This window comes from Motilimonas pumila (genome assembly GCF_003596335.1).
Taxonomy (GTDB): Bacteria; Pseudomonadota; Gammaproteobacteria; order Enterobacterales; family CBDFNC01; genus Motilimonas; species Motilimonas pumila.
In genome coordinates, this window is record NZ_QZCH01000001.1 from 469,362 (window position 1) to 485,184 (window position 15,823).

The 15,823-nt window shown below is 44.3% G+C and carries 17 protein-coding genes; 4 read left to right on the top strand and 13 right to left on the bottom strand.

Annotated elements, in window-relative coordinates; genetic code table 11:
- From ribBA to nrdR, 4 genes are read right to left on the bottom strand one after another with little or no spacing between them, the layout of a single operon-like run.
- Entirely contained in the window at window positions 1-1,110 is a 1,110-nt protein-coding gene (gene ribBA / locus D1Z90_RS21475; protein ID WP_198419020.1) for a bifunctional 3,4-dihydroxy-2-butanone-4-phosphate synthase/GTP cyclohydrolase II, read from the bottom strand.
- A 12-nt stretch (window positions 1,111-1,122) separates the two neighbouring features.
- Entirely contained in the window at window positions 1,123-1,782 is a 660-nt protein-coding gene (locus D1Z90_RS21480; RefSeq protein ID WP_198419021.1) for a riboflavin synthase, read from the bottom strand.
- 10 nt (window positions 1,783-1,792) lie between these two features.
- The gene (gene ribD, locus D1Z90_RS02145; RefSeq protein ID WP_119909078.1) at window positions 1,793-2,869 is read right to left on the bottom strand and encodes a bifunctional diaminohydroxyphosphoribosylaminopyrimidine deaminase/5-amino-6-(5-phosphoribosylamino)uracil reductase RibD; all 1,077 of its coding nucleotides are present in this window, start codon (window positions 2,867-2,869) and stop codon (window positions 1,793-1,795) included.
- Window positions 2,859-3,308, bottom strand: a complete 450-nt coding sequence (nrdR, locus tag D1Z90_RS02150; RefSeq protein WP_119909079.1) for a transcriptional regulator NrdR — start codon at window positions 3,306-3,308, stop codon at window positions 2,859-2,861. The genes ribD and nrdR overlap by 11 nt, the downstream gene beginning before the upstream one ends.
- A 276-nt stretch (window positions 3,309-3,584) precedes the next feature.
- Between nrdR and D1Z90_RS02155 the strand changes: the two genes are divergently transcribed.
- Window positions 3,585-5,156, top strand: coding sequence for an erythromycin esterase family protein (locus tag D1Z90_RS02155; protein WP_119909080.1), 1,572 nt, complete (start codon window positions 3,585-3,587; stop codon window positions 5,154-5,156).
- Window positions 5,157-6,252: 1,096 nt separating this feature from the next.
- Here the strand turns inward: D1Z90_RS02155 and rplS are convergent.
- The 5 genes from rplS to ffh form a co-directional block, all read right to left on the bottom strand.
- Window positions 6,253-6,606: a 50S ribosomal protein L19 gene (rplS, locus tag D1Z90_RS02160; protein ID WP_119909081.1), complete on the bottom strand. Its 354-nt coding sequence runs from the start codon at window positions 6,604-6,606 to the stop codon at window positions 6,253-6,255.
- Window positions 6,607-6,644: 38 nt separating this feature from the next.
- Complete coding sequence (gene trmD / locus D1Z90_RS02165) at window positions 6,645-7,391, bottom strand: tRNA (guanosine(37)-N1)-methyltransferase TrmD (RefSeq protein ID WP_119909082.1); 747 nt, start codon at window positions 7,389-7,391, stop codon at window positions 6,645-6,647.
- 21 nt (window positions 7,392-7,412) lie between these two features.
- Window positions 7,413-7,940 carry a ribosome maturation factor RimM gene (gene rimM / locus D1Z90_RS02170; RefSeq protein ID WP_119909083.1) on the bottom strand — a complete coding sequence of 176 codons (528 nt, stop codon included), beginning with the start codon at window positions 7,938-7,940 and terminating at the stop codon, window positions 7,413-7,415.
- Window positions 7,941-7,967: 27 nt separating this feature from the next.
- Window positions 7,968-8,216, bottom strand: coding sequence for a 30S ribosomal protein S16 (gene rpsP, locus D1Z90_RS02175; RefSeq protein ID WP_119909084.1), 249 nt, complete (start codon window positions 8,214-8,216; stop codon window positions 7,968-7,970).
- Between the two features lie 208 nt (window positions 8,217-8,424).
- Window positions 8,425-9,801: a signal recognition particle protein gene (ffh, locus tag D1Z90_RS02180; protein ID WP_119909085.1), complete on the bottom strand. Its 1,377-nt coding sequence runs from the start codon at window positions 9,799-9,801 to the stop codon at window positions 8,425-8,427.
- A 210-nt stretch (window positions 9,802-10,011) separates the two neighbouring features.
- Here ffh and D1Z90_RS02185 point away from each other — a divergent pair, with 210 nt between their 5' ends.
- Genes D1Z90_RS02185 through D1Z90_RS02195 form a run of 3 tightly spaced genes read left to right on the top strand, consistent with a single transcriptional unit; the run spans window position 10,012 to window position 12,336 of the window.
- Complete coding sequence (locus tag D1Z90_RS02185) at window positions 10,012-10,794, top strand: cytochrome C assembly family protein (protein ID WP_198419022.1); 783 nt, start codon at window positions 10,012-10,014, stop codon at window positions 10,792-10,794.
- Between the two features lie 53 nt (window positions 10,795-10,847).
- Window positions 10,848-12,137 carry an HlyC/CorC family transporter gene (locus tag D1Z90_RS02190; protein ID WP_119909087.1) on the top strand — a complete coding sequence of 430 codons (1,290 nt, stop codon included), beginning with the start codon at window positions 10,848-10,850 and terminating at the stop codon, window positions 12,135-12,137.
- Entirely contained in the window at window positions 12,109-12,336 is a 228-nt protein-coding gene (locus D1Z90_RS02195; RefSeq protein WP_119909088.1) for a hypothetical protein, read from the top strand. Before D1Z90_RS02190 ends, D1Z90_RS02195 begins: the two co-directional genes overlap by 29 nt.
- A gap of 63 nt (window positions 12,337-12,399) precedes the next feature.
- Here the strand turns inward: D1Z90_RS02195 and luxS are convergent, their stop codons facing one another.
- The 4 genes from luxS to D1Z90_RS02215 all read right to left on the bottom strand — a co-directional run bounded on the left by luxS (window position 12,400) and on the right by D1Z90_RS02215 (window position 15,817).
- On the bottom strand, window positions 12,400-12,909 hold the full coding sequence (gene luxS, locus D1Z90_RS02200) for an S-ribosylhomocysteine lyase (RefSeq protein ID WP_119909089.1): 510 nt from the start codon (window positions 12,907-12,909) through the stop codon (window positions 12,400-12,402).
- 72 nt (window positions 12,910-12,981) lie between these two features.
- Window positions 12,982-13,599 (bottom strand): transglycosylase SLT domain-containing protein, encoded by a 618-nt coding sequence (locus tag D1Z90_RS02205; protein WP_119909090.1) that lies wholly within the window; start codon window positions 13,597-13,599, stop codon window positions 12,982-12,984.
- Window positions 13,600-13,696: 97 nt separating this feature from the next.
- A complete protein-coding gene (gshA, locus tag D1Z90_RS02210; protein ID WP_232525179.1) occupies window positions 13,697-15,253 on the bottom strand; it encodes a glutamate--cysteine ligase in 1,557 nt (518 codons plus the stop codon).
- 150 nt (window positions 15,254-15,403) lie between these two features.
- On the bottom strand, window positions 15,404-15,817 hold the full coding sequence (locus D1Z90_RS02215; RefSeq protein WP_119909091.1) for a YqaA family protein: 414 nt from the start codon (window positions 15,815-15,817) through the stop codon (window positions 15,404-15,406).
- Window positions 15,818-15,823: the final 6 nt, after the last annotated feature.

Here is a 15,823-nt window from a genome sequence, read left to right on the forward strand (position 1 = left end):
TTATTCAGAAATATACTCAACCACGTTCAAGCCGAAACCTGATAATGCATGGTACTTCTTAGGAGAGCTTAGCAAACGCATGTCTTTAACCCCAAGGTCGGCAAGAATTTGCGAACCCACCCCAACTCGGCGACTGGCACCTTGAGGCTTGATTCCAGGGGTCGCTTCACCGCAGTCTTCTGCTTGGAATTGTTTCATTTTATCAATCAACTGAGCCGAACTTTCTTCATTGCCCAAGACCACTAAAATGCCGCCTTCGTCAGCGATTTTTTCCATTGCTTTAGCAATCGGCCAGGTTTGAGACGCTTGTCGGTCAGACAATAACAAGTCTCCCAACACACTTTGCAAGTGTACTCGTACCAAGGTCGGCTCGGAATCTGAAACGTCACCTTTCACCAATGCAAAATGCGCTTGATTGTCGATAGTGTCTTGGTAAGTAATGAGGTCAAACTCGCCGTATGCGGTTGGTAATTTACACTCTGCAACACGCTCGATAGTTGTTTCATTGTTATTGCGGTATTCAATTAAGTCAGCCACCGTACCTAATTTAAGGTCGTGTTTTTCTGCAAACACTTCCAAATCAGGGCGTCGAGCCATAGTCCCATCTTCATTTAAGATTTCAACAATAACGCCAGCAGGAGAGTAACCGGCTAAACGGGCTAAATCACAACCTGCTTCAGTGTGACCCGCACGCGTTAGTACACCGCCCTCTTGAGCCTTCAACGGAAAAATATGACCAGGCATAACGATATCTGCCGCGGTTGCATCTTTAGCGACGGCAGCCTGCACGGTTACGGCACGGTCAGCGGCACTAATACCCGTGGTGACGCCTTGCGCCGCTTCAATCGATACGGTGAAATTAGTGGAGAACTGTGCGCTGTTATTATCCACCATTAATGGCAGGTTCAATTGCTTACAACGCGCTTCTGTCAAAGTTAGGCATACTAAGCCACGGCCATAAGTCGCCATAAAGTTGATTGCTTCTGGAGTGACAGCATCCGCAGCCATGATAAGGTCCCCTTCGTTCTCGCGGTCTTCATCATCCATTAAGATGACCATCTTGCCAGCACGAAGATCTTCAATTATTTCTTCTATGGTATTAAGCGCCATGACGACTTTCCTTTATTTTAAGAAACCTGACTCTGCTAATAAACTCATGGTCACCCCTGAGCTCGCTTTTTCTGCTGCACTGTCACCTTGCAATAAGCGCTCTAGGTAACGTGCTATCACATCTACTTCTAAGTTTACTTTGGTCCCAGCGACAAACCGTGTAATGGTGGTCTCATCGCTCGTGTGAGGCACGATAGTCAACTTAAATTCCGCGCCATTTACTTCATTAACGGTTAAACTGATACCGTCTACCGTAATCGAGCCTTTATGAGCCACATACTTTGCAAGGGCTGGCGGGCATTTTACCCAAAATTCAATCGCTCTGCCCAGTTCTTGACGTGAAATGATTTCACCCACACCATCCACATGACCGCTGACAATATGGCCACCAAATCGTGTGCTCGCTTGCATTGCCTTTTCTAAGTTAACGGACGACCCTACGCTGGCATCAGCAAAACTGGTTAATTTAAGCGTTTCAACGCTCAAGTCAGCGCTATAACTACGAGGCCCCAATGATGTCACTGTTAAACAGACGCCATTGGTGGCAATACTGTCGCCCAACTTAACATCTGACAAATCCAAACCTTGGCTGTCGATGGTTAAGCTAATATCTTTTCCTGTAGGGGTAATTTTGGCGACTTTCCCTACCGCTTCTATGATTCCGGTAAACATAATCTAGGTCTTATTTCAGTCGACTAATAATACGAATGTCTGTGCCTATCTGACAGACATCTCTGATAATTAACTCGGGCACTTGCGACATGTCGCTATACTGGGGCAAAGTCAGCAAACTGCGGCTATCTTGCCCCATCAATTTCGGTGCCTGATATAAAATGAGTTCATCCACCAACTGAGCTTGAAATAACGCTCCAGCCAGTGCTTGTCCAGCCTCAACCCAAACAGAATAGATGCCAAGCTGTTCGCTGAGGCGCTGCATCATATCAGACAAGTCAACATATTGACCGCATTTGTTGACTTCAAGCACCGCCCCCGGCCCATTAGCGTCACCCTTTTCGCTCACCAAATAGGTTTCACCAGGCAGGTGAAAAACTTGATAGCTATTGTCTAAACGATGCTTGTTATCAATGATAACCCGCTTTGGCTGTCGTACTTGGGACTCCGCAATGGCAAGTTGTAACTCTGGGCAGTCTTGCCAACGCACATTCAATGATGGGTTATCGGCAATCACGGTGCCAGAACCAGATAAAACACAGCAACTTTGGGCCCGAAATGTTTGCACATCTTGACGCGCTTTTGGCCCCGTAATCCATTTGCTTTTACCATTATTGAGTGCGGTTCGACCGTCTAGGCTTGCGGCCAATTTGAGACGAATGAAAGGTCGTTGCCAATGCTTACAAAAAAGATAGTCGTGATTTAATGCTTGTGCATCTTTTGCCAGTAAACCCACTTCTAGGGTAATCCCGTGTTGACGAGCTGTATTTTCCCAAGACGTGTCTTGGGGCTGCAATAAGGTTGCAACAAACAGCGCTTTGCAGCCTTTTCGGTGAAGTAATTCAACGGCTGCTAAGCTGGGCTCAGAGCTGCAATAAACCGCTGCTATAGGCCCATCTATCGAGCCCAATGCGTCTTGAAGTAGGCAACCTTGCGCCGCTTCCATTCGGTGCACATGGTGCTCACCCGATGGTGTTTGCAAATAAGCACCAAACATAGGCGCAGGCGAGCAGGTAAAGCGGCCCCGCTTCGCCGCTTGTAAAGCATGAGACATTGCCTTTTGGTGTTGGCTTAAATTACTTTTCAAGCTTCGCTATCTCTTCACCAAACTCTTTTAAATCTTTGAATGAGCGATAGACGGATGCAAAACGCACATACGCCACTTTATCTAAGTTTTTTAAAGCTTCCATCACCAACTCACCCACCATTTTTGAAGGCACTTCTCGTTCACCGGTTGCTCGCAGCTGAGACTTTAAATGGTTAATCGCTTTATCGATAGCCTCGGTTGATACCGGCCTCTTTTCAAGGGCTCGATGTACTCCACCCAGTAACTTGTCTTCATTAAACGGCTCGCGGCTGCCATCGGATTTGATAACCCTTGGCATCACTAACTCGGCAGATTCAAAAGTCGTGAAACGCTCTTTGCATTGATTACATTCGCGGCGCCGGCGAACCTGATGGCCATCTGACACCAACCGGGAGTCAATTACTTTTGTATCTTGAATACCACAAAATGGGCAATGCATAAGCTCTCCCTTGAAACCAAATAAAAGCCAATTTTATCCCTTTAGCCACTGAAAAACCAATCTATTCCCTAGCTAAAGAAAAATTGATAACTCACTCACAACCCCATATTGACAACTCAGTAATTAATCTGAAATGACTGACTTAAAATTGATTTCAGCCTGACATTTTATGTCACCCCTCGCTAATCTGTTCTCGCTTCACCGAAGCACTATAAAAATCAATAACAAACAACTCAATCCCATACTTATTCAACTTCCCAATATATAAGGAAATGTATGTTTAAAACGTCAAAAAATGTCCTTACTGCAACCAGTGCTTCTTTATTATTTTCAGCCGGTCTGCAAGCTGCAAACCTGATGGACTGGAACGAAGACACAACTTACGATAAGGGCCAAAAAGTTAACTACCATGGCCTTACGTACCAGGCCAAGTGGTGGACAGAAGATGACATGCCATCAGCAGATGCAGCGGGGCCATGGCGCCTTGTTGATGATGGGAAAAATTCTGCTTATAACGAAGATTTTGAATATAAAAAAGGTCAAGTGGTTCGCTTTGATGGTCAATTATGGCAAGCCCAATGGCATATCAACGAGGATACGCTTCCGGGCAGTAACAACTCAGGCTGGCTTAACCAAGGACCTTCAGATCCATTACTGGAGAACTTAGTTGAAGTAGCAACAGTCGACTTTGAAGAAGACGATTTTGACGACCTTAAAGCGCTTAAGTCATATATAGGTGATTCGAAAATCGTATTCTTAGGCGAGCAGACACATGGCGATGCGACAACACTTGAGGCAAAAGCACGCTTAGTGAAGTATTTGCACCAAGAAATGGGCTTTGAAGTACTGGCGTTTGAAAGTGGCTTTTATGATATGGCCAAAGTTTGGACAGATATTAAATCAGGCCAACCTGCATCAACGGCTGTGCTCAACAAAATGTTTTACATGTTTGCCCAAAGCGAGCAGCTACAACCTTTATTCGAATATATTGATGAACATGCTGGCACAGATGAAGAGCTTGCCCTAACGGGTATTGATAACAGACACTCTGGTTACTACGCCGTTAATCACACCTTGTCTGGTTTAGTTGAGTTTTTAGGGGAAGAGACAGTAAACCAACTTCCTCAGGTAGATATCAAACGCTTTGAAGAACTAACTTGGCTTATCATGCAAAATACTGTGGAGCTATCGGATGATGAGGACGCTCATAATTTTCACTTTAACGCCATAGCGACACTCAAAGGGTTGGTGTACCAAGCTCGAAATAAAGGGCAAGAGCTCCCCGAGCTAAGTGAATTTTGGCTTTATTACCTTGTGCACCTAGAGAATCAGTACTATGTGAAACGAATCGCCCCTGGTGCAGGCACATACGTTAACGCAAACTTAATGGCTTATAACGTCCATTGGTTACAACAAACAGCATACAGCGGTAAAAAAATGATTGTCTGGGGCCATAATTACCATGTAAAGAAAAACCCCTGGGCAAGTATTCGTGGCCAGCTTAAAGGTATTAACCCTGAGTTAGATAGCAATAGTTACACCATTTTATTTACTCATAATCAAGGTGAGTATGCAGACTATGGCGAGTTCAATATCGAACCAGTGCCACAAACAACTCCACAATCTCTCGAATCGAGACTCTCTTCTGGTACACAAAGTTTTGGCTTCATTGCAGCAGACAAAGTCAGCGATAGCGTACCTGTTTATCTAGAAAATCATTCTTCAATCTCTGCTGAAACTTATTACAACTATTGGCAGCCGAACGATACTTCGCTTTCAAAAGATTGGTCAGGGATAACAGATGCCTTTTTCTATGTTAGAGAAGAAAAACCTGTCACCTTCAACTAACAACAATCCAGCCACGGTTTTGTGGGGTTAAATATGTGACTCATCCTGATATGGGTTGACTTTTTTAGTAACAGTGCCCAGTGTTTTTCATCGGGCGCTTTATATTTTTTAGGCTACAAATACGTTTTATAAGAGTCGCCTTTCTCGCAGCCGTTATTTCACGGAATCGCTCGGTAGATATTTGCTTCTTCTGTAATGTTCACCTTAGTATTCCTTATTTAATTATCGATACTCTGCTTGACAATGTTTCACTCTCACACCTGCATGATGAATAAGCGAGCATTGCGCATTTTGAGTGCAATCAGCTTCGCTAGCGCTGTTTTTATATTTCATCTAGGTGTTAGCCTTTGATGATACGTAACTTGGTAACTAGGCAATATCGGCTGCTCACAGTGTTTTGGGGTTGCCATTTCAAAGCTCGGCTTGACAACAATCGAATGGCAATGGATGTAACGAATCTGTTTGAGGAACGGTGTTCTGCTCGCTTTAGTGAAATTAACGACCGGTTAGCTTTCTTCCAACAGCGAGAACAAACTGTATCGCTCAACTGTTAACAGGTGTTGAGACAAGAGGTATTTGAGTTTCTGGTACCGATTCTCGGATAACTAAGGCGAGTTCTTCTTTACTGATATCAACACCTGACTCTCATTAGTAACGTGTATTTCGCCGGTATGACCCGCTTGAACGATACTTTTCGAAAAAGCTCGTTTAATGCGTAAGCCTTAATAATACTTACCTTGGAGAGCTTTATAGAGGTGTTTATTGAAAAGAAGATAATACCTGAAAAAACGGCCTTTGCCCTTCAAACTAGATTTACCCTTAGAGCAATCTCGTTGAAAATACTTGCGAAGCGAGGCTAAGCCAACACAGTAGAGCATTCTTGAATATCACAGAGCTTTGCGGCCTGATTATATGCCATCTTGCTTCATCCACTTGCTCAACAACGGCAAATTCAAAGGCAAGGAAGCCCTCTTGTTGAGTTCATTCATAGGCTGATTTGATAACCATCTCCGAATAAATGTTGGAGCAGTGTCAATCACATTTAGGAATGGGTCAATCGCAATAAAAAAGGCTCGCGATGCGAGCCTTTTTTATTTTACTTCTTAGCAAGCTTCTCTTTGATACGAGCCGCTTTACCAGTACGTCCACGCATGTAGTAAAGCTTAGCTTTACGTACGTCACCGCGACGTTTAACTGTGATGCTATCTACAATTGGGCTATGAGTTTGGAATACACGCTCAACGCCTTCACCGCTAGAAATCTTACGAACAGTGAAAGAAGAGTGTAGACCACGGTTACGTTTAGCTAGTACGAAACCTTCGAAAGCCTGAAGACGCTCTTTGTCGCCCTCTTTAACTTTAACTTGAACTACTACAGTATCACCTGGAGCGAATGCTGGTAGATCTGTTTTTAACTGCTCGTCTTCGAGCTGTTTGATGATGTTGCTCATTTTTAAACCTCTGCCTAGGTAAACTGTATCGTGCGCTGCTATTCGGAGTCACCGAGATATTCAGCTAACAAGCGTGCTTGTTCGTCAGTCAGAGCTAGGTTGTTAATTAGTTCTGGTCTCCGCTCCCAGGTACGGCCTAAAGACTGCTGTAAGCGCCATTGGCGGATCTTTTCATGGTTTCCACTGAGTAATACAGCGGGTACCACGCGATCATCCAATACTTCAGGACGAGTGTAGTGAGGGCAATCCAACAAGCCATCTGCAAAAGAGTCTTGTTCAGCGGATGCGGCTTTACCTAAGACACCGGGTACAAAACGTACCACTGCGTCAATTAAGGTCATAGCGGGTAACTCACCACCCGTTAACACATAATCACCGATCGACCATTCTTCGTCGATTTCGGCTTCGATAATGCGTTCATCTATTCCTTCGTAGCGTCCAGCAACCAAAATCAAAGCTTGATTTTCGGCTAACTCTTGTACGCCCGCCTGGTCTAGCTTACGTCCTTGCGGCGAAAGGTAAATGACCTTTGCCTGCTTACCTGCCTGTTCTGCTGCTGCTTTGGCTGCGTGAATAGCTTGGCGCAATGGCTCAACCATCATCAACATGCCAGGTCCACCACCATAAGGTCTGTCATCGACAGTCTTATGTTTATCTGTGGTGAAATCACGTGGATTCCAGCAGTGGAATTCAAGCAGTTGCTGTTTTACAGCTCTACCTGTTACTCCGTGTTCTGTAATGGCCCGAAACATATCCGGGAAGAGGCTAATAACCCCTAACCACATAGAATGACTCCTCGGAGTAACTTAGAATCCTGGATCCCAGTCAACTTCAATAAATTTGTTGGTTATGTCCACTTGGGTAATAACCTGTGTTTCAAGAAACGGAATTAAACGTTCCTTTTTACCAAAAGCATCTGTTGGGTTTGATTTTATCACCAGCACATCATTAGAGCCGGTTTCCATTATGTCAGATACCACACCTAGGTCGTAACCTTTGGTTGTTTTCACCTGACACCCTACGAGGTCTCGCCAATACACTTGATCATCAAGTTCTGGAAGTTGGTCTTCAGAGACCTTAATTTCCAACCCAACGAGTGCTTGAGAGTTCTCTCGCACATCATACCCTTCGATTTTAGCAATCCAGCTTTTACTGTGACGACGGTATTCGGTGATACTCACCGCTTGTAGTCGCCCTTTTTGCTCGATCATCCAAGGTTGATATTCAAATAAACTTTCGGGTTCATCTGTATAGGAATGAATTTTTAGCCAGCCTTTAATGCCGTAAACGGCACCAAACTTACCCACGATGATATGGTTTGCTTGTTCACTCACTAAATATTGCCCCCTATAACAGCTTGATTAAGCAGCTTTAGCGCCGTCTTTAACCAATTTAGCAACACGGTTGCTAAGCGTTGCACCTTGAGATACCCAGTGCTCAATGCGTTCGTTGTTTAAACGAAGGCCTTCAGCATTACCCTGAGCAGTAGGGTTAAAGAAACCTACTTTCTCGATGTAACGACCAGTTGCTGCAAAACGGCTGTCAGCTACTACAACCTGATAAAATGGACGCTTTTTTGCGCCGCCACGAGCTAAACGAATGGTAACCATATCGTCCTCATTTGAGTTAATTACAACTGAGCCCGAATCTATTTCGGACCCCCCACTTTGTAGAAAGCCGCAAAATTGTACTCTTATTCTCTATAAATGCAACCAATACATTGGCTGAATCACAATTTTTGGGTTTAGTAATAGCCACCATTAAAATAGAAAAAGGGAGCTAAGCTCCCTTTTTTAAATTCATGGGAAAACAAAGCGCCTAGAACGGCGGCTTACCTTTCATCATGCCTGGTGGCATCATGCCTTGCATGCGGCCCATCATCTTACGCATGCCACCTTTACCCGACATTTTTTTCATCATTTTTTGCATTTGGGTAAACTGCTTCAAGAGTTTGTTGACCTCTTGAATCGTGGTACCAGATCCTGCCGCAATCCTTCTCTTACGTGAACCTTTGATAATTTCAGGACGCGCTCGCTCGCCAGGAGTCATCGAGTTGATGATGGCTTCCATTTGCACGGTAAGCTTGTCATTCACTTGGTCCTTAACACTGTCAGGCAATTGCCCCATACCTGGCAGTTTATCCATCATGCCCATCATGCCGCCCATGCTTTTCATTTGCACCAGCTGCTCACGGAAATCTTCTAAATCAAAGCCTTTGCCTTTTTGTACCTTTTTGGCCAACTTGGCAGCTTTGTCTTTATCAACTTTTTGCTCGATTTCTTCAATCAGCGACAATACGTCGCCCATACCCAATATTCGAGAAGCAATCCGGTCAGGGTAAAACGGTTCTAGGGCGTCGGTTTTCTCACCCATACCAATAAACTTGATTGGCTTACCGGTGATTTGACGAATCGATAATGCCGCACCGCCACGGGCATCACCATCGGCCTTGGTTAAAATCACACCGGTTAAAGGCAAGGCTTCATTGAAGGCTTTAGCTGTATTTGCCGCGTCTTGACCTGTCATGGCATCCACCACGAATAAGGTCTCTACAGGGTCGATAGCTTGATGCAGGTCTTTGATCTCGTCCATCATGCTTTCGTCAACGTGCAAACGACCTGCGGTATCCACAATTACTACATCAATAAACTGCTTTTTAGCATGTTCTATGGCTGCGGTAGCAATATCAATCGGTTTTTGCTCAATCGAGCTTGGGAAAAATTCAACCTGGATGTCGTCAGCCAAGGTTTCTAGCTGTTTGATTGCCGCTGGACGGTAAACGTCAGCACTCACCACCAGCACAGATTTACTTTCTCGCTCTTTTAAAAACTTAGCCAGCTTACCAACAGAGGTGGTCTTACCCGCACCTTGCAAACCTGCCATCAACAATACCGCAGGTGGCTGCGCGGCTAGGTCAAGCTTTTCATTAGCTTCGCCCATCGACGCTTCAAGTTCAGTCTGAACAATCTTAATAAAAGCTTGGCCAGGACTAAGGCTTTTTGAGACTTCTTGACCAACCGCACGTTCTTTAACCTTTTTTACAAACTCACGAACCACAGGCAGGGCAACGTCAGCTTCTAACAGCGCCATACGCACTTCACGCAGGGTATCTTTTATGTTGTCTTCAGTTAAACGGCCACGCCCACTGATGTTTTTCAGGGTTCGTGACAACCTGTCGGTCAGATTCTCAAACATGCTTTTTCTCAATCAATGTCCACAATTGCGCCGATTATACCTTATCTGGCCGATGACAACACATCAGCATAAAGATCTTTTCGCGATTTCAGTGTTTTGCTCACTCCCCGAGCCCTTTGTTGAGAAATCTCGGTCTGTAACTGGCTCTGCCAAATCCCACAAGGTATACTGACAACCTACTATAAATGAACAGATTACCGCATGGAATTGATGTCGATATTCGCCCTAGCCTGCTATTTGCTGGCCATTGGCGCGTGCTTAAGCAGGCTTTTGCATCATCAAGGGCCAGACAAAAGGTGGGTATTGGGTAGCGCATTAACCGCGATTGCCGCTCATGGTGTTTGGCTATATCAAGATATCTTTATTTCCTCAGGTCAAAACCTGTCACTGATGAACGTCGCCGCCTTGGTCAGTTTAATCATTAGCTTAGTGCTTACTTTAGCCACCTTTAAACTGCGTACCTGGGTCATTTTGCCAGTGGCATATGGCTTTGCCATCGTCAACTTAGCAGCTGCGACACTGTTACCAAGTCATTATATCACCCACTTAGAAACCCGTCCTGAAGTGGTGGTGCATATCAGCATTGCGCTATTTTCATACTCTACGTTAATGATTGCCGGCTTATTTGCGCTGCAATTGGCTTACCTGGATTACCAGCTCAAGCAAAAGAAAAAGCCGTTATTTCACCCTGCACTGCCCCCTTTGATGACAGTCGAGCGTCAATTATTCCAACTGATAGTGATCGGTGCTATTTTACTGAGTTTTTCATTATTGACTGGTTTTGTGTTCTTACAAGACATGTTTGCTCAAGGCAAAGCCCATAAAGCCATTTTATCAATGATTGCTTGGCTGATGTATATGACGCTGATTTGGGGTCATTATATTAAAGGCTGGCGTGGCAAACCCGTTATCTACGCCACTGTAATTGGCGCATTTATACTAACGTTAGCCTATTTTGGTAGCCGTTTTGTCAAAGAAATCATTCTTACGTAACGCTCAGCCTACAGGCTGAGCGTACTCATTTATAACTTCCACTAGGACGTGTTTTGGACTCAATTTCACTAGAAGCATTGTTTGCTATTTTAGCGCTTCTTATCTGTATTTCTGCGTATTTTTCTAGCTCTGAAACCGGCATGATGGCACTTAATCGTTATCGATTACGCCACATGGTTAAACAAAACCACCCGGGCGCTACCCGGGTAGACAAACTGCTGCAACGCCCAGATCGCTTAATTGGCTTAATCTTAATCGGCAACAACTTGGTCAACATTCTTGCCTCAGCCATCGCCACTATTATAGGCCAGCGCATGTTTGGCGACGCAGGCATTGCTATTGCGACGGGGGTTTTGACCTTGGTGGTGTTGATATTCGCGGAGGTTACCCCCAAAACACTGGCAGCCTTGTACCCCGAAAAAATAGCCTTTCCAAGCTCTATTATTCTAACGCCGATGCAAAAGCTATTCGCGCCTTTAGTCTGGCTCGTCAATAAGTTTTCAAATGGTTTGCTGCGCTGTTTTGGTATCAATAGCCAACACAATGGCGAAGAAAACCTGTCACGTGATGAACTGCGCACTATAGTGCATGAAGCCGGCAACTTAATTCCTGATCGCCACCAAGAGATGCTCGTCAGTATTCTTGACCTTGAACAAGTCGTTGTAGAAGACATCATGGTGCCACGGAACGAAATTGCAGGCATTGATATCAACGCCGAGTGGGAAGTGATCATGAAACAATTGATGCAATCGGCCCATACCCGCATTTTGCTTTATCGCGATAATGTCGACGATGCCATCGGTTTTATTCATGCCCGCGATACATTGCGTATGATATTAAAAGAGCAACTGGATAAAACTAGCCTATTGCGCAGTGTTAAAGATATTTACTTTATTCCTGAGGCTACTCCTCTTAATACCCAGTTGCTTAAGTTTCAACGCCGAAAAGAGCGGATTGGCTTAGCGATTGACGAATACGGCGATATCCAAGGTTTAGTCACGCTAGAGGATATCTTAGAAGAGATTGTAGGAGACTTCACAACTAGCATTGCTCCCGAAGCTTGCGACGAAATTCATCCGCAAGAAGATGGCAGTATTGTCATAGATTGTGGCATCAGTATTCGAGAATTAAACAAAGAGTTATCTTGGAAGCTACCAACAGACGGACCGAAAACTCTCAACGGCTTGATCTTAGAATATTTAGAAGAAATTCCTGAGCCTCATATCAGTATTCGCCTGTTTGGTTATCCTCTTGAAATACTTGAAGTGGAGAAAAACATGGTGGCAAAAGTCAGGGTTTTTCCTGAACTATATCGTGACGAGCAACAAAAAGCTGAAGGCTAACCCAAAAGAAATACATTCGATTGATTTAATTGGTTTTGTAATATTCACCTTTAGTGCTTTGCAGCCGGCAATTGCGGAAGTGAACAGTGATGCACGAGCGGTGTTAAACAGCTCTGGTTATGACCTTTGCATTGCAGCAGATGGCTCGGCTGAACTGTGTTGTGACTTGTTGGGTAACTGTAACCCGAACTATTACTGATAATAGTAAAGCGACGTCATTGAATGTTGAGCAGGGTTATTCACCTGCCCAACCTTTCAGCGCTTAAAGCTTTTCTAGCAACTCTTTTGGTAACGCTAATTCGTCATTGCGGTTTACTTGAATGCCCGCTGCAATGATGTTGTTTGCAATTTGCTTTGCTTCATCAAGTGAGTGCATGGCATAAGTACCACACTGATATTCGTTAAGTTCAGGGATTTCGTCTTGAGTAACCACCTCTAATACATCTTTCATTGCCGCTAACCAACTGTCAGCAACCGTTTGCTCAGAAGGGCTACCAATTAAGCTCATGTAAAAGCCGGTACGACATCCCATCGGCGATACGTCAATGATCTCAACACTGTCACTGTTTAAGTGCTGGCGAATAAAACCGGCAAATAAATGCTCTAAGGTATGAATGCCCTTTTCTGACAATATGTCTTCGTTAGGTACACAGAAACGTAAATCGAACACAGTAATGGTATCTTTGCCCGGTGTGGTCATGGTTTTGGCTACGCGCACTGCAGGTGCATGCATTTTGGTATGGTCTACCGTAAAACTGTCTAATAGTGGCATGGTGAAACTCCCGTAAAATTGCTCACTCTGTATTGCGCCCAAGTATACCTTTGTCTTGGGATAATGTAACGACTAGCTAAAAAAGGTACGCCGAAACCAGCTGGCATCTAAATCAGAGCGACACTGTTTAAGCTGGCCAGCATAGTGCTTAGAGCGTTGCTCAACCTTGCGAGACACTTTTATTAGCCAAGGTTTTTTATTATAAGAGCGCTTTTTATAGCCACCCCAACCTTCATGGTAATTCAAATACTGATTGTAGGCATCCCACTTCGAAATGCCATTTACCTTGTGGGTTTTACTGGTAAACCAGCCCATAAAGTCGATTGCGTCATCAAAGTTATCGCGGCTCGCCCAAGAGTTACCCGTTTCCCTTTTGTAATCTTTCCAGGTCATGGTTTTAGCTTGGCTATAACCATAAGCGCTGCTGGCTCTACCAATGGGAATAAATAAAAAATACTCCATCGGCGGCGCAGCGTCGTGACGAAAACTGCTCTCTTGGTACATCATGGCCATAGGTACATGAATAGGGGTGCCCCACTTTTCCTGCATCTTTTTGGCTGATTTATACCAACTGCGCTTTTCTTCAAAAATTTCGCATAAGTTTTCAGGATTACGTGGCGGGGTGGAACTACAAGCAGCGAGTGCAGATAGACAACAACAGGTTAATAATAATTTTAAAAATTTATCCATTTAAATTGAACTCTTTGAGGAGGCTGTTGCCTTACCATTGCAAGAATTGTTTTTTTCATTGTTTTCAGGAGCCTCACGGCTCCTGTTTTTTTAAGTTCTAGCTATTGAAATAGTCTTGCAAGAACGTGTCGAAGTCTTTGTCATCACTGCTTTCTATTTGTCTCTGAGCCAGCTCTGAGTCCAACTTAAATTGCTCAAAATCTTGTGCTTGCCAATACTGAAAATCACTGGCTAATAATTCTTGTTTATATTGTTTCGCTAAATCCAACGCGAACTCACCGTTGTCTTTACCTGTTGCCTGCAATTGAGACAAAAGTTGTCCTGACAAGGTACGGCCAGGCTCGGCAAAAGAGAGGTTAAAATCATTGACCGCTTGACTAAATTTATCCGTGTTATTGTCTCGGTCTAACATTGTTGCAACGGCTAACCACTCTTGTGTTAGCTCATCGCCCCACTGAGCAATGGTCATTTCTTGACGACTGATTTCTAATTTTAACGCCGGGTTGCGCCCTTCCAACACCACTTTAGTGAAGTTTTCTTTGTATTCACTACAACGACTAGTATCAAACTCAGCAGAAGGTTTTAACGCACACCAGGTTAAGAAAGTATCAAGAAAATAAGACTGCTGTTGACTGATGCCAATAGCCGCAAACGGGTTCACATCTAAAGAACGAACTTCAATGTATTCAATGCCACTACTGGCAAGAGCTTGGCGCGGTTTTTCACCAGACTTGGATACTCGCTTTGGCCTGATAGGCGCGTAGAGCTCATTTTCAATCTGCAACACGTTATCATTTAGCTGCTTATACTCACCATCAACTTTTACGCCAATCTTGGCAAACTCATGCGCATGAGTATTAACCGCTTGTTGCACTGAGTCTAAATATTGGGGTAATGAGTTATAACACACACACAAATCTGCTTGCGCGCTATTGGTGTACCCTAAGTCGCTTAAACGCAGTGACGTTGCGTGTGGTAAGTACACTGTGCCTTTGCCTAATTCTTGAAACGCTAAACTGGACTCTTTGCCTTGTAAAAACGAGCGACATAAGGCTGGTGAGGCACCAAATAAATAAGGAATGACCCAGCCATAACGGTAAAAGTTTCGGATCAGAGCCATATAGCCAGCTGATATTTTGTCTTGCTCCGACAGGCCTGGAGCCTTTTTAATCTGCCAAAACTGAGTAGGTAGCGAGAAGTTATAATGCACGCCTGAGATAATCTGCATCATACTGCCATACCTGTGATGCAAACCTTGACGATAAACCGTCTTCATCTTACCTATATTAGAGCTGCCGTACTGTGCAAGCTGAATATCTGATTCATCGTGGCAATAACACGGCATACTCAACGGCCACAGCTGTTCATCGCCTAGCCGAGTTGCAGTGTAATGGTGAATATCTTCAAGCTGTTGAAACAATACTTGCGTGTCTGTAGATACAGGGGTAATAAACTCTAATAAACTTTCGGCAAAATCTGTAGTGATAGTGCTGTGAGTCAACGCTTTGCCAAGCTCTGTTGGGTGAGACGTCTGCGCGAGCACCCCATTGGCTTGAGTACGTAAACTTTCGCGTTCTATGCCTCTTTGGATTCCTGTGAGAGCACCCGGGTGTTCAGCCAATATATTCAGCTGGGTAGTAAAGTCAGAGTTCAAGATAAAACCTTAGTATTTTTATATACAAAGAAGCAAAACAGTCAATAAAATAAGTGTACCACACTTGCTATCGCCTGCTTATGTTAAGCCGCTTTAGGACAACTTTAGTCTAATCATATGGGGGCACTCTATGACTTTTACAATGCCTAATTAACCAAACACCCCTAACGCTAGCCACGCGACCAAATAATAACGTAATAACTTGCCAACAAATATCAGCAACATACTCAATGCAATAGGTAACCTTAACCAACCGGCGCAAAAGCACAAAGCGTCTCCGACCACGGGTAACCAACTCAGTAACAAGCTCCAACAGCCATACTTTTGACACCAAACAATGGCTTTTTTATATTTCAGCTCTAACTGGGTGCGCCGCCGGTGAGCTAATGCGCCTAAACCAAATGTGGTGGCTGCGCCCAATACATTGCCTAAAGTTGCGATCCACACAAAAGTCGCGATATCCATTGGCGTTTTGACAACCAACGCCGCCAGTAAAGCTTCAGAGCCACCCGGTAAAATGGTTGCAGAGATAAAGCTAGAGCTGAACAATAACCATAATTCCATGCTCAC